The organism is Flavobacterium sp. CLA17, assembly GCF_013112255.2.
Lineage (GTDB): Bacteria > Bacteroidota > Bacteroidia > Flavobacteriales > Flavobacteriaceae > Flavobacterium > Flavobacterium circumlabens.
Window position 1 is genome coordinate 526676 of sequence record NZ_CP068294.1, and the last position, 15577, is coordinate 542252.

Sequence of the window (15577 nt, forward strand, 5' to 3'; positions counted from 1 at the left end):
AACTTTTGAGAGTGCAAATTGAATATTTTTTGAGAAGTAAGATGTTAAAGAATGGTTAAAACTTCGACCAATGACCTAATTTTAAGGACGAATTGTGAATCTATTTTTATATTTTTAAGAACTTTGGTGATTATGCTGTAGAAAAGCATATTTAATACCAAAAATAACGCAATATTACCATGAGCAAAACAACATTATCGCCTATAATTTCGGGCACTATGAATTGGGGGGTATGGGACAAAAACCTTACACCTAAAGAAATGGAAAACATGATACAAATCTGTATCGAAAATAAAATCACCACTTTTGATCACGCGGACATTTACGGATCTTATACCACGGAAGCCGACTTTGGAAAAGCTTTTCATGCCAGTAAAATTGACCGCGAAAAATTACAGCTTATCACCAAATGCGGAATCCGTATGATTGCTGAAAATCGTCCGGAAAATAAAATTAAGCATTATGACTATTCTAAAGAATATATTATAGGGTCTGCTGAGGAATCGTTGAAAAAATTAAAAACAGATTATGTTGATGTTTTTTTATTGCACAGGCCAAGTCCTTTGATGCAGGCTGATGAAATTGCCGAAGCAGTTGAGAAATTAAAGACTGAAGGGAAAATTATAGATTTTGGACTTTCCAATTTTACCAGTTCCCAAACGGAATTAATTCGCCAGAAAACAGAAGTAAGTTACAATCAGGTTCAGTTTTCGGCAACACATTTTGAGCCTATGACGGACGGAAGTCTGGATTATATGCAGGCACACGGAATACGACCATTGTCATGGAATCCGCTTGGGACTGTCTTTAGAGAGGATACCAAAAAAACACGTCGTCTGAAAAAATTACTTTCGACCTTAGTAGAAAAATACCATTTCGGTTCGGATACCCTTTTACTTTCCTGGATTCTGAAACATCCGGCAAAAGTTATTCCAATCGCCGGAACAGTAAATGTTGCCAGAATTCAATCTTTAATGAAAGCAGTCGAATTAGAAATGGATAAAGAAGACTGGTTTGCCATCTGGACTGAAAGTATGGGCGACGATGTAGCCTAGTTTTCAGTGTCAGTATTCAGTATTCAGCCATAGAGGTTGTAATATGTTTTGAACATAAAATAATAGCCACAGATTATTAGATTTCACAGATTTCAGAATAATTTAATCTATGGCAAAAAAAAATAAAAAGCAGCATGAAAAAAACAGTTATAATTACTGGAGCCACCAGCGGAATTGGAAAAGCAACCGCTCAGATACTGGCCAGAAATAACTATAAAATTATACTTTGCGGCAGACGAAAAGAACGTTTAAGCGAACTTGAAAAAGAACTTTCTGCTTTTACGGAAGTACATTCTTTGTCGTTTGATGTTCGTGATAAAAAAGATGTTTTTAAAAAAATAGAGGCGCTTCCTGCTGCATTTTCAGATATTGATATTTTGATCAATAATGCAGGAAATGCACATGGCTTAGATCCAATTCAAACCGGAGATCTCGAGGATTGGGACGCTATGATTGATATCAATGTAAAGGGACTTTTGTATGTTTCGAAAGTAGTGATTCCTAAAATGACGGCAAAAAAATCCGGACATATTATCAATATTGGATCAACAGCTGCCAAAGAAGTGTACCCGAATGGAAATGTATATTGCGGAACAAAACACGCCGTTGATGCGATTACAGCCGGAATGCGAATCGATTTAAATCCGTTTGGAATCAGGGTAGGAGCCATTCATCCGGGAATGGTGGAAACTGAGTTTAGTGAAGTACGTTTTAAAGGGGATGCCGACAGGGCCTCCAATGTGTACAAAGGATTTGATCCGCTGCAGGCAGAAGATATTGCCGATATTATTCATTTTGTAGTTTCAAGACCCTATCATGTTAATATAGCTGATTTAGTTGTCATGAGTACAGCACAGGCGTCGTCGACAATTGTTAAAAGAGACTAGCTTAGATTTTTAGACTAACTTAGACTTCTTAGATTAAGCTTTGTCTAAAATTTAAGAAGTCTGATTGTCAGGTATCTAAGAAGTCTAAATTTAAAATTCAAAAGTCTAAGGAGTCAAAAAATCTAAGCCAGTCTAACAATCTAAAAAGAATGATTAACAAACGTCTTTTGATAAAAAATTTACTCGCCCATAACGACGAGAGCAGTTTTTATGATAAAAAAAGACAGTTGAATCTGCATACCCGGGAAGGAAAGGGGAAGTTTCTGAAACACATTTGTGCCTTATCCAATTCAAATCCTACCAATAATTCCTATATTGTTGTGGGTGTTGAAGATCAGGATAATGAAATTGTCGGTGATGATTTCTTTGATGACAGCCGGATTCAGAATCTGGTGAACGCTTTTTTAGAAAATCCGCCTAAAATTCAATACGAGAATGTGCCTTTTCCGAATCTTCCAAAAGATAAAGTGATCGGTCTGGTGACCATTAAGCCTAAAAACAAGATATCTTACTTTAAGAAAGGAATACATACCATCGTTGCCAATAGTGTTTTTGTCAGGCGGGGCAGTAATTCAGTTCCTGTTGAAGGTGATGTTGAAAAGAATTATCAAAATACGGAAACCGTTATTGGAATCGAAAACAATTCCCGAAACAGTATTCAGTATACACTGGACGGCGTTATCGATTTTATGAATTTCAGGCATAAAGATATGTCGCCGAAATACAATGTTTTTAAAGAATTGTTTGTGATCTGTTGGGCCGGAGTTCCTAAAAAATCCAGAGATAAAACTTTTTTGTCGCGGGTAGATATTGAATTAATCAACGAACAGATTAAACTTTTTTATTCGGCTCAGGATGTAGTTACCATTGTTTTTGATGATGATAGTTTTACCATTACGGAGTATGTTCCGTTAGGCTTGAATGATAAAACGAGTTATTACCCTTTAGAGGAACAGACCATCCGGTTTTTTGATAACGGCTATTATAAGATTGATCGCAAAATGCTTTTTCAGCCACCGGAATTCAACCGAAGAATGCTGTACCATATTTACAATTCAAATGTCACATTGCTTCAGAAATTACAAAAAGGATTTACACTTTCTGAACGCGAAATGTTGGATTTAGAAAATCTTCCGTCTACTTTTATGATTTGTTACCTGAATGGTTTCGACGATGCCAAACAAAAGTTAATCGACTCTAAACCACTTTTAAAACCTTACGGACAGGTCTATTTGTCTTTTAAAGAAGCATTGCGAATTTTGCGTAAAATGAAATACGACGTTCAGTAGGAAAGTTCAAAGTTGCAGAAACTCAAGCGGGAAAATTTATTGGTAGCGTAAATAAGGGCTGACTTTGTCGTACGGGAAAAGAATTTCCTTGGCTCCTTCTGCATAAGAAGCTGCTTCATAGGAATTATAATACAATAGCAATCCGTCTTCTGTATAAAAAATATTCTGCGGCAGCTGAAACTGGTCGTTTTCGAACATTAGTCCGGTAGCGTTGATATTGGCTTTTTCCGGTATATTGTATTTGGCACGGAATTCTTTTTCGGCAAAAACCTTAAACTCTTTTGGGTTTTTGAAAATCTGATCGTTAAAAATTATTTTTCCGGTTTTTGGATTGAATAGTAAAGAGCGGAAACCCTGATACCCGTGAGCGCCTCCTGTAAAAGTGTAATGATCAATTTTTATATTCAGGACTTGTTCCGATTGAAATTCGATATTGCCCGTAATTTTGGCTTCCCAGCCATACGTTTCACTCGGGAATTTTTTATGCATTTCTTCATAAGAAGCAATAAATGAGGAAGCTAATGTAATATAGTCAGATGCTTTTAATGGTTTTTCTTCAAAATAAACAATTTCCTTTACTGTCGAATATATTTTTTTATTAATGCTGTCCGCAATGATCTTACTGTTTTTTGCAATTGGAATATCGATTTTAATATAGGGGCAATCTTTATCGCAGGGCAGGGTGGTTTTTTTTTCAAATGTTTCATTCTCAAATGAAAGCTCTTTGTTACAACTAATACAGATTAGAAACAAAAAGACTAAAAAAGTATACTGTTTCATGTCTAAAAGTGTTAATTATATACAAAGGTAAGAAGTTGTGGCTGGATTAAAATAAATTAAACGGTAAATTTGTACTGTTAAATTAGGTTTAAAAAACGTAACTATATGAAATTCAATACAAAAGTAATACATGGTGGTCAGCATCATGATCCAAGTACAGGAGCTGTTATGCCTCCGGTATACCAAACTTCAACTTATGTTCAGACAAGTCCGGGACAGCCTTTGGGGGATTATGAATACAGCAGGGCTGCAAATCCTACCCGTACGGCATTAGAAAACGCTTTGGCGAGTATTGAGAATGGTACACGCGGATTGGCTTTTTCATCTGGTCTGGCAGCGACAGATTGTATTTTGAGAGGGTTTAAAGCCGGAGACGAGGTAATCGCGATGGATGATTTATATGGCGGAACCTATAGAATGTTTTCCAGAATTTATAAAGATTCAGGGATTAAGTTTCATTTTGTTGATATGACCGATATTGCAAAATTGAAGTCCTTAATCAATGAGAATACAAAATTGATTTGGGTTGAAACACCAACAAATCCATTAATGAAACTGGCAGATATTCAGGAGATTTCAAAAATCACCAAAGAGCATAAAATCTGGTTAGCTGTCGATAATACGTTTGCAACACCTTATCTGCAAAAACCTCTTGATCTGGGTGCTGATATCGTGATGCACTCTGCTACAAAATATTTGGGTGGTCACTCTGATGTTATTGCCGGAGCCTTGATCGTAAAAGATGAAGCTTTAGGAGAACAACTGCATTTTCAACAATTTGCAACCGGAGCGACACTTGGACCAATGGATAGTTTTTTGGTTTTGAGAGGAATTAAAACGCTTTCATTAAGAGTACAAAGACATTGCGAAAATGGAGAAAAAGTGGTGGAGTACCTCACGAAACATCCAAAAATAAAAACAGTTTATTACCCGGGATTGCCAAGTCATCCTTTTCATGAAATTGCCAAAAAACAAATGAAAGGTTTTGGAGGAATGGTTTCTTTTACTTTTAATTCAGGTAAAAAAGAAGATTCAATTGCATTTTTGGAAAAACTTAAAGTTTTTACCCTTGCAGAATCATTGGGTGGAGTAGAATCATTGGCCAATCATCCTGCTTTAATGACACACGCTTCTATTCCTGCTGATAAAAGAGCTGAGGTTGGGATCACTGACGATTTAGTTCGATTGAGTGTTGGAATTGAGGATGCAGAAGATTTAATAGCCGATTTAGAACAGGCACTGGCCTAAAAAAACAAAACCCCAATTCGAAAGAGTTGGGGTTTTTGCTTTATATTTATTTTGTAAATTCTAGAAATCCAGATAGAAGATGTAACCTGCGTTAACCCATACTTGTGAATCATTAGACTTGTTTTCTTTGTACATGTCTTTGTTAGGGTTTAATCCGTCAACCCAGTCAGAGCTAAAACCCTGATAACGGATATCAAGCATTAAATCGCTCATTTCTGATAACTTGTAATGAACACCTACACCGGTTACAAGAGATAAAACTACACCAGTTTCTGTAGAAAATCCAAATTGACGACCATCCGAAGGGGTTAAGTATTTTGGATAAGTAGTAGCCGAAGTTCCCAAAGGACCTAATGACGAACCTACTTTTGTTGAATAATAACTAACCTGAAGTCCTAAACTTACATAGGGACTAAAGCTGCCAATGGTGTTTTCATAATCATGTATTTTCATAAATGGGGAAAATTCCAATTGGGTACCCAGATTTAATAACGTAGAACTGCCGGTCATGGCTTTCAGTTGTTCAGTTGTAATCTTAGGCGGATTTCTGTCAACATCTTCTCCAAAATGTTTTAAATCGGTTTTGTTGAATGATAATTCCGATCTTACTTTGAAATGTTCTGAAAAAAAACGATCTCTGTTACTGTTCGACGAAAAGTTGATAAAGTGAACGATTCCTACTCCAAATCCGGTATTTCCGACATTTGTTTTAAAATCGTGTCTTTGTCCATAATCGGATTGAAAAGATACGGGGCCGAATATTATTCCTACTTCTTGTGCAATAGACTGGGCATTTGCAGTAGTTGAAATTCCTAATAAGGCGAATAATGTGAGTACTATAGGTTTAAGCATGAGTTTGGGCTTTCAAATCTTGAGCAAATATATAAAAAACATGTACGATTCAAAATATAATATTGTCCTATTAGAAAATAAGTAGCAAAATACTTAATTTGCTAACTTTAATTCGGTTGTTTTGATGTAAATTTAGAACTGTAAAATGCTATTTTTAGGATTGTTTGAAAAATTTACAATTCGGTGATTGAAACAAAAAAAAATAACATTGAATTGTCATTTTACTATATCTTTGTGTGTCAAAACGAAAACGTTTTCTTAAACGTGTTTTCTAAGATTAAAAGAGTCAAAAATAAAATAATTTACTAGAATAATTTATTTAGAAATGGAACAAAAAATAAATGAATTTATGGCTCTTGTAGAGTCAAAAAATCCAAACGAGCCAGAATTTCTTCAAGCCGTTAGAGAATTTGCAGAAACGGTAATTCCATTTATTGCAGAAAGAAAAAAGTATGATGGAAAAAACTTACTTCTTAGAATTGCCGAGCCAGAACGTTCTATAATTTTTAGAGTTCCATGGGTAGATGATAATGGAGAGATAATTGTAAACAGAGGTTTTAGAATTCAGATGAACTCCGCAATCGGACCTTACAAAGGCGGAATCAGATTTCATCATACCGTAAACTTGTCTGTATTAAAATTTCTTGCTTTCGAACAAGTTTTTAAAAATAGCCTGACAACACTTCCTATGGGAGGTGGAAAAGGAGGTTCTGATTTTGATCCTGAAGGAAAATCTGATGGTGAAATTATGCGTTTTTGCCAGTCTTTCATGACAGAATTATGCCGTCATATTGGTCCTGATTTAGATGTTCCTGCCGGAGATATTGGTGTGGGTGCAAGAGAAATCGGTTATTTATTTGGTCAGTACAAAAGAATCAGAAATGAATTTACAGGTGTTTTAACCGGAAAAGGAATTGCTTACGGAGGTTCATTGATACGTCCTGAGGCTACCGGATATGGTGTTGTTTATTTCACAGATCAGATGTTGCGTACTATCGGGCATGATATTAAAGGAAAAAGAGTTGCCATTTCAGGTTTCGGAAATGTTGCCTGGGGTGTGGCACTAAAAATAAACGAATTAGGTGGAAAAGTAGTTACGATTTCCGGACCTGATGGTTATATTTATGATGAAGAAGGAATTTCAGGAGAGAAAATCGAGCACATGGTAGAAATGAGAGCTACCGGTGATAACAGAGCTGAAGTTTATACTAAAAAATATCCAAACGCTGTTTTCCATAAAGGAAAAAGCCCATGGGAAGTAAAAGTAGATATCGCGATTCCGTGTGCTACTCAAAACGAACTGAACGGAGAAGATGCTCAAAAACTAATTGATAACGGTGTATTGTGTGTAACTGAAGCTGCAAATATGCCTTCAACATTAGATGCAATCAAATTATTCTTAGACAATAAAGTATTATTCGCTCCGGGGAAAGCTGCAAATGCCGGTGGAGTTGCTGCATCCGGATTAGAAATGACCCAAAATTCAATTCGTCTGAACTGGACTAGTGAAGAAGTAGATTTAAGATTGAAAGATATCATGGTTGGAATTCACAACCAATGTAAAAAATACGGTGCTGGTGAAGATGGTTACGTAAATTATGTAAAAGGAGCTAACATTGCCGGATTCGTTAAAGTTGCAGATGCTATGCTTGCACAGGGTGTAGTGTAATTTTAATTACAGTTTTACAAATGCCTTCGTTTCTGTTGTCAGGAATGAAGGCATTTTTTTTTTGCTGTTTTTTTAAACAATAAAATTCGGGAATTACTCCGTCTGTTTACATCGGTCGGATCGTGGTAAAAATAACGTGAATTATTTATGAAGAGAACAAAATTCAAATACTTACGTTTGTAGTATATTTGTCTATCCGAACATATTTGAAAATGAAGAGAAGGTTTTTGTATATTTTGTTTTTATTGTTGATGCAATTAGCGGTCGCACAGAATAAATTGTCCTGGCAGGGCTATTTTTCGTTTAATGAAATAAAAGATATTTCAGAAAATGCAACAACTGTTTTTGCCGCTTCAGAAAATGCAGTATTTTCTAAAAACCAGGCAGACAACACTATTAAAACAACTACTACTGTTGAAGGACTTTCGGGACAAACCATTTCTGCCTTATATTTTAGTGAGACTTCTAAAAAAACTTTAATAGGATACGAAAACGGCTTGCTGGCTATTGTGAATGAAACCGATGGAAGCATTTCAAAAAAAGTAGATATTATTAATAAACAGTTAGCGCCTAATCTAAAGAAAATCAATCACTTTATGGAGCGCGACGGTCTTGTTTATGTTTCTTGTGATTTTGGAATTGTGCAGTTTAACCTGAAAACATTGCAATTTGGTGACACCTATTTTATTGGTGATAATGGTGCTGAAATAAGTGTCAGACAAACTTCTTTTTTTAACGGGTTTATTTATGCGGCAACTTCAAACGGAATCAGGAGAGCGGATCTTGCAAATGCGAATTTAATCGATTTCAATCAGTGGAGTGTGGTTAATTCAGGAGATTGGTCCAGTGTTGAAACATTTGATACAGCACTTATAGCAATCAATACTGCGGGATACATTCACAGATATAATTCTAATACATTTGTTGGGTTTGTTCAGCTTCCACAGTCTTCCGTAGACATGCGGGCCAAAAATAATAATTTGTTTATTACAACCGCTACGACTGTTTATGTTTATAACAATCAAATGACGCAGACTCGTCAGATTAGCAATATGCAGGTGCTGAGTGACAAACTGAGTTTTAGTTGTGCGACGACTGTTGGAGATTTAATTTATATTGGAACAAAGGAGAATGGTTTATTCTCGTCAACACTTTCAGGAGCTTCTGTTTTTGAGAACAGTACACCAAAAGGACCTTTACGAAATAGTGTTTTTGCGCTTCAGGCTACGACAAATTCGTTATGGACAGTTTTTGGAGACTATTCCGGAGTCTACAATCCATATCCAAAAGATAATTATGGAATAAGTAAATTCAGTCAGGATCAATGGCTGGATATTCCTTACGAAGAAGTTTTAGGCGCTAAATCGTTAGTAAGAATAGCGGTAGATCCAAATAATGAAAATAAAGTATACATCGGTTCTTATGATGCAGGTTTACTAAAGGTTGAAAATAATGTACCCTCTTATCTTTACGGAACAGGAAATAGTTCCTTAGAGGCCGTTCCGCCAGGCACAACAGATGTGTGGGTAAATGGAATGGTGTTTGATAAAACCGGAAATTTGTGGATGAACAACAGTTTAGTAGACAACGGAATCAAAGTGCTGAAACCGAATGGAGACTGGCAGGTTTATTCGACAAAATCAATAATTACGAATGTTGCGAGTTGTCCTTTTGGCCGAATGTCAATTGATAAAAACGGAACAAAATGGATGGCAACCTATAATAATGGTATTGTCGGATTTAACGAAAAAGGAAATGTGTTCAAGAAAATTACAATGGGCAGTGATGCCGGAAATCTTCCTTTTATGGATGCGCGTGTAGCAACTCCGGATAATAACAATCAGCTTTGGATAGGAACAACAAAAGGATTGCGGATTCTTTCTAATGTGAATAGTTTTTTAACAGATCCTCAATTAACAACAAAAGCAATCATTATTCTCGAAGATGGCTTAGCTCAGGAATTGTTGTACGAGCAGTTTATTACAGATATTGTGGTTGACGGATCTAACAACAAATGGATCGGTACTGCTGATTCGGGTGTTTTTTTAGTTTCTCCAAACGGACAGGAAACCAAATATCATTTTACCATAAATAATTCTCCTTTACCCAGTAATACTATAAATGATATTGATATCAATAGTGCAACGGGCGAAGTTTTTATAGCAACAGACAAAGGGCTTATTTCTTTTAAAGGAGTATCAACTGCCGCAAATGAGAATTTGAATGAGGTTTATGTCTATCCAAATCCGGTTCGCCCTAATTATGGAGGAACGGTAAAAGTGGCAGGATTGCTGGATAAAGCAAATATAAAAATTACAGATATTGAAGGGAATCTCGTTTTCGAAACTATCTCCCAGGGCGGAACAATAGAGTGGGATACAACTGCGTTTGGCAGATATAAAGTCGCGTCCGGAGTTTATATGATTTTTATCTCGGCTCAGGACGGCGTTGAAACTAAGGTTAAAAAAGTAATGATTATCAGGTAGTTTGATACCCGCCGTTTTATTACATGTCTATCAGCACTATGAATAATAAAAATTGTTTTGACTTTTTACGGTTTTTCTTTGCAGCAAATATTCTATTGGCACACCTCTGCGAACTTTCTCAAAATAGTAATCTGGCTTTTTTGTCTTATTTCTCTAATGCAATAATAGCGATAAAAGGTTTCTTTGTAATAAGTGGTTTTCTGGTTGCCAAAAGTTATGTGAATACACCTTCATTAAAAGAATACTTCGTTAAACGCGCCAAAAGAATTTTACCGGCTTATATTGTGGTTATTCTTTTTTCAGTTCTGATTTTTGCCTTCTTTAGCAGCTATAATTTTTCGGACTATTTTTCAGATATCAATACCTATAAATATCTGGGATGGAATTTGGTTTTTCTAAATTTCATGCAGCCTTGCCTGCCGGGACTTTTTGTGAATAATCTTCATTGCGCTGTAAATGGAGCTTTATGGACCTTAAAAGTAGAAGAAGGTTTTTATATTGTTTTGCCTCTGATTTTTTACGTAATCAAAAAAACCAGAAGGACTTTTTTAGTACTCGCAAGTCTTTATATTTTGTCGTTACTATATTGGTTTACTATGGATTATCTGGATAAGCCATTATTAGCAAAGCAATTACCGGGTTATTTGTCTTATTTCGTAACGGGAATTTTGCTGTTTTTGAATTTTGATTTCATTATGAAATACAAAAAAATAATTTTGACATTTTCAGTTTTACTCTTAATGGGTTATTATATTTTAAGCCTGCAAACAGATTGGCTGTATCCTGCAGCATTTGGCTGCATTGTCATTATTACCGCCTACAATCTTCCTTTTTTGAATAATTTCGGAAAGTATGGCGATTTTACCTATGGACTTTATATCTACCATTTTCCTGTCATTCAGATTTTCAGGCAATATGACTTATTCGAAAAATACAATGCTTATTTAATGGCAGTTGCCGTAATTTTGATTACTTTGTTCTTTGCTGTCCTTTCGTGGTTTTTTATAGAACGAAGATTTTTGGATAGATATAAAAAGAACAATCAAAAGCACATTCCGACTGTATGTTAGTCAAAACAAAAGCAATCGTAATCTCATCCTTAAAATTTCAGGAAAAAAGCCTGATCGTAAAATGTTTTACGCTTTCAAACGGCCTGAAATCTTATTTTGTGCGTGATGCTTTTTCGAGCCGGAAAGCCAGTCAGAAAATTGCTTATTTTCAGCCTTTGTCCATTCTCGAAATCGAGGCCGTACATAAAAACAAAGGTACTTTAGAGAATTTCAAGGAAATAAAAACAGCCGTTCCCTTCCAAAGTATCCATACCGATATTGTAAAAAGTACGATGGTGATGTTTCTGTCTGAAATGCTTCATTATTCGATTCAGGAAGAAGAAAAAAACGAACCTCTTTTTGTGTTTTTAGAGACTGCTTTGACCTGGCTGGATCATCACGATGAGATTTCTAACTTCCATTTAATCCTTCTTCTGGAAACAACCAAATATTTGGGTTTTTATCCGGATGTTTCAGAAATGGATTTGCCTTTTTTTGAAATGTACGATGGGGTTTTTACCCTTTTCCACGGTATGGGTTCGCTGACGGAACATGAAAGTAACTTGTTTAAAAAGTTAATTGATTTAAAATTTGACAACGATCAAAAAGTTTTTCATGTTATTGAAAGACAAATACTGCTTAAAATTCTGATCGACTACTACAGTTTTCATTTGGATGGATTCAAAAAACCAAAATCTTTGGAAGTTTTAAAAGAAGTTTTCTCTTAAATTTTACAAATTGGAGCTGTTTTCTGCGGAATCTACCTGAAATTCAAGGGCAGCACTCTTTTTTCTGTCATCTTTTATCTATTTACCTCAAAATTCCTTACTTTCGCACCTCGATTAAGAAAAGGATAAAATGAGCACAAAATTTACTGAATACAAAGGACTTGACTTGCCAACAGTAGCGTCAGAAGTACTTGATTTTTGGAAGAAAGAAAATATATTTGAAAAGAGTGTAACCACTCGCGAAGGTGCTGAGCCTTACGTATTTTTTGAAGGTCCGCCTTCAGCTAACGGTTTACCGGGAATTCACCACGTGATGGCACGTGCGATTAAAGATATTTTTTGCAGATATAAAACTCAAAAAGGTTTTCAGGTAAAAAGAAAAGCCGGTTGGGATACGCACGGACTGCCTGTAGAATTAGGTACTGAGAAAGAACTTGGAATCACAAAAGAAGATATTGGGAAAACCATTTCTATCGAAGAATATAACGAAGCGTGTAAAAAAACCGTAATGCGTTATACCGACGTATGGAATGATCTGACCGAAAAAATGGGATATTGGGTAGATATGGATGATCCGTATGTGACTTACAAACCCAAATATATGGAGTCTGTCTGGTGGCTTTTGAAACAAATCTACGATAAAGGTTTGTTGTACAAAGGGTACACAATTCAGCCGTATTCTCCGAAAGCAGGAACAGGATTGTCTTCTCACGAAGTAAACCAGCCCGGAGCATATCGCGATGTTACAGATACTACGATTGTAGCACAGTTTAAAACATTGCCGGAAACATTGCCAAACTTTTTAAAAGGTTTTGGAGATATTCACATCTTAGCCTGGACGACAACTCCGTGGACATTGCCTTCGAATACCGCTTTGACCGTTGGTCCAAAAATCGATTATGTTTTAGTAAAAACTTTCAATCAATATACCTTCGAACCTGTAAATGTTATTCTGGCTAAAAATTTAGTTGGAAAACAGTTCGGGAAAGGATTTTTTGCAAGCGAAGATGATGCTGATTTTGACAAAGTGAAAAACGGCGACAAACAACTTCCGTATAAAATTTTAGCGGAAGCTAAAGGTTCTGACTTAGTTGAAATTCGTTACGAGCAATTATTGCAATACGTATTGCCCTACCAAAATGCGGAAAACGCCTTTAGAGTAATTGCCGGAGATTTCGTAACTACCGAAGACGGAACCGGAATTGTACATACCGCTCCGACTTTTGGTGCAGATGATGCTAAAGTAGCAAAAGAAGCAAAACCGGAAATTCCGCCAATGTTGGTTTTAGATGAAACCGGAACAGCAGTTCCTTTGGTTGATTTACAAGGGAAATTCACTTCACACTTAGGTGATCTTGCCGGTAAATATGTGAAAAACGAATATTATGACGAAGGACAAGCGCCAGAGCGTTCTGTTGATGTTGAAATTGCTATTCGATTAAAAGAAGAAAATAAAGCCTTTAAGGTTGAAAAATACGTACATAGTTATCCACACAGCTGGAGAACTGATGAGCCGTTATTATATTATCCCCTAGACTCTTGGTTCATTAAAGTAACCGATGTAAAAGATAGAATGTTCGACCTGAACGAAACTATCAATTGGAAGCCTAAGTCTACTGGTGAAGGACGTTTTGGAAACTGGCTGAAAAATGCCAACGACTGGAACTTATCTCGTTCTAGATATTGGGGTATTCCGTTGCCAATTTGGAGAACCGAAGACAAAAAAGAAGAAGTTCTTATTGGCTCTGTTGAAGAATTATACAACGCGATCGAAAAATCTGTCGAAGCCGGTTTTCAAAAAGAAAACCCATTCAAAGGTTTTGAAATCGGAAACATGTCTGAAGCAAATTATGATTTAATTGATTTACATAAAAATGTAGTTGATCAGATAATTTTAGTTTCTGCTTCCGGACAACCAATGAAACGCGAAAGCGATTTAATTGACGTTTGGTTTGATTCCGGAGCAATGCCTTATGCACAATGGCATTATCCATTTGAAAACAAAGATAAAATCGACGAGAATAAAGATTTCCCTGCGAATTTCATTGCAGAAGGTGTCGATCAGACTCGTGGATGGTTTTATACCTTACATGCAATAGCCACTTTGGTTTTTGATAAAGTTGCCTATAAAAATGTAGTTTCGAATGGTCTGGTTTTAGATAAAGACGGAATAAAAATGTCTAAAAGTAAAGGGAATACGATAGACCCTTTCAAAACCATCGAAGAATATGGTCCTGATGCCACACGCTGGTACATGATTATGAATGCAAATCCATGGGATAACCTGAAATTTGATTTAGATGGAATTGCTGAGGTTCGCCGTAAATTCTTCGGAACATTATACAACACCTATTCGTTCTTTTCGCTATATGCCAATATCGACGGATTTAAATATGCTGAAGCGGAAATTCCGTTAAACGAAAGACCCGAAATCGATCAGTGGATTATGTCTGAATTGCACACGCTGATAAAATTTGTTGACGAATGTTATGCAGATTACGAACCAACAAAAGCTACAAGAGCAATTTCTGACTTTGTTCAGGAAAACCTGAGTAACTGGTACGTTCGTTTATGCCGTCGTCGTTTCTGGAAAGGCGAATACGCTCCTGATAAAATTGCAGCTTACCAAACACTTTATACTTGTTTACTAACAATAAGCAAATTGAGTGCTCCGGTCGCTCCTTTTTTCATGGATAAATTGTATCGGGATTTAACAGTTTCAACAGGGACTGAGGGTTTTGCCAGTGTTCACTTGGCAGAGTTCCCAAAATTTGTCGAAAACTTTGTTAATAAAACGTTAGAAAGCAAAATGCAGAAGGCGCAAACCATCTCATCATTGGTTTTATCGCTTCGTAAAAAGGAAATGATCAAGGTGCGTCAGCCTTTACAAAAGGTAATGATTCCGGTACTTGACGAGAATCAACGTACTGAAATCGAAGCTATTTCCGAGCTTATAAAAGCAGAAGTAAACGTGAAAGAAATTATGCTTTTAGACGATGCTTCAGGTGTTTTGGTAAAACAGATTAAACCTAATTTTAAGACGTTAGGACCACGCTTTGGAAAAGATATGGGCTTGATTTCTAAGCAAATACAAAGTTTTTCTTCTGATCAGATCAATCAGTTGGACAAGCAGGGGACGTTAGATATTGTTATTGCTGGAAATAATGTAACTTTATCATTAGAAGATGTCGAAATAACGTCTCAGGATATCGAAGGATGGCTGGTTGCAAATTCAAACGGAATCACAGTTGCGCTTGATATAACAATCACCGAAGATTTGAAAAAAGAAGGTATCGCAAGGGAAGTAGTAAACAGAATTCAGAATATCCGTAAAGATTCAGGATTTGAGGTTACTGATAAGATTAAAGTGCAAATTAAAAGAACCGGCCTTTTAGAGGAAGCTATTTTAAAAAATGAAGACTATATTAAGTCTGAGACATTAACAGATAATTTGGTTTTTACAGATGCTTTGGAAAGCGGCATAGAAATTGAGTTTGATGATATTAAAACAATGATATTAATTTCAAAATAATA

Annotated in this window: 11 protein-coding genes; 9 read left to right on the forward strand and 2 right to left on the reverse strand. The window is 36.0% G+C overall.

Annotated features, from left to right (window positions below; translation table 11 throughout):
* Window positions 1-179: 179 nt before the first annotated feature.
* From HAV12_RS02210 to HAV12_RS02220, 3 genes are all read left to right on the forward strand, one after another.
* A complete protein-coding gene (locus tag HAV12_RS02210; RefSeq protein WP_171568283.1) occupies window positions 180-1055 on the forward strand; it encodes an aldo/keto reductase family oxidoreductase in 876 nt (291 codons plus the stop codon).
* Window positions 1056-1189: 134 nt separating this feature from the next.
* On the forward strand, window positions 1190-1942 hold the full coding sequence (locus tag HAV12_RS02215) for an SDR family NAD(P)-dependent oxidoreductase (protein WP_171568284.1): 753 nt from the start codon (window positions 1190-1192) through the stop codon (window positions 1940-1942).
* Window positions 1943-2091: 149 nt separating this feature from the next.
* Window positions 2092-3231, forward strand: a complete 1140-nt coding sequence (locus HAV12_RS02220; protein ID WP_171568285.1) for an ATP-binding protein — start codon at window positions 2092-2094, stop codon at window positions 3229-3231.
* Window positions 3232-3267: 36 nt separating this feature from the next.
* Here HAV12_RS02220 and HAV12_RS02225 read toward each other — a convergent pair whose 3' ends face one another.
* A complete protein-coding gene (locus HAV12_RS02225) occupies window positions 3268-4011 on the reverse strand; it encodes a DUF3298 and DUF4163 domain-containing protein (protein WP_171568286.1) in 744 nt (247 codons plus the stop codon).
* 105 nt (window positions 4012-4116) lie between these two features.
* Between HAV12_RS02225 and HAV12_RS02230 the strand changes: the two genes are divergently transcribed.
* Window positions 4117-5259: a cystathionine gamma-synthase gene (locus HAV12_RS02230; RefSeq protein WP_132037242.1), complete on the forward strand. Its 1143-nt coding sequence runs from the start codon at window positions 4117-4119 to the stop codon at window positions 5257-5259.
* 60 nt (window positions 5260-5319) lie between these two features.
* Here HAV12_RS02230 and HAV12_RS02235 read toward each other — a convergent pair whose 3' ends face one another.
* Complete coding sequence (locus tag HAV12_RS02235) at window positions 5320-6111, reverse strand: outer membrane beta-barrel protein (RefSeq protein ID WP_132037243.1); 792 nt, start codon at window positions 6109-6111, stop codon at window positions 5320-5322.
* A 325-nt stretch (window positions 6112-6436) separates the two neighbouring features.
* On the opposite strand from HAV12_RS02235, the gene gdhA reads away from it, so the two are divergent.
* From gdhA to ileS, 5 genes are all read left to right on the forward strand, one after another.
* Window positions 6437-7780 carry an NADP-specific glutamate dehydrogenase gene (gdhA, locus tag HAV12_RS02240; RefSeq protein WP_171568287.1) on the forward strand — a complete coding sequence of 448 codons (1344 nt, stop codon included), beginning with the start codon at window positions 6437-6439 and terminating at the stop codon, window positions 7778-7780.
* Between the two features lie 212 nt (window positions 7781-7992).
* Window positions 7993-10266: a T9SS type A sorting domain-containing protein gene (locus tag HAV12_RS02245; protein WP_171568288.1), complete on the forward strand. Its 2274-nt coding sequence runs from the start codon at window positions 7993-7995 to the stop codon at window positions 10264-10266.
* A gap of 38 nt (window positions 10267-10304) precedes the next feature.
* On the forward strand, window positions 10305-11336 hold the full coding sequence (locus HAV12_RS02250; protein WP_171568289.1) for an acyltransferase: 1032 nt from the start codon (window positions 10305-10307) through the stop codon (window positions 11334-11336).
* Entirely contained in the window at window positions 11330-12043 is a 714-nt protein-coding gene (gene recO, locus HAV12_RS02255) for a DNA repair protein RecO (RefSeq protein WP_132037247.1), read from the forward strand. The genes HAV12_RS02250 and recO overlap by 7 nt, the downstream gene beginning before the upstream one ends.
* A gap of 130 nt (window positions 12044-12173) precedes the next feature.
* Complete coding sequence (gene ileS / locus HAV12_RS02260; protein ID WP_171568290.1) at window positions 12174-15575, forward strand: isoleucine--tRNA ligase; 3402 nt, start codon at window positions 12174-12176, stop codon at window positions 15573-15575.
* The last annotated feature ends 2 nt before the right edge of the window (window positions 15576-15577 follow it).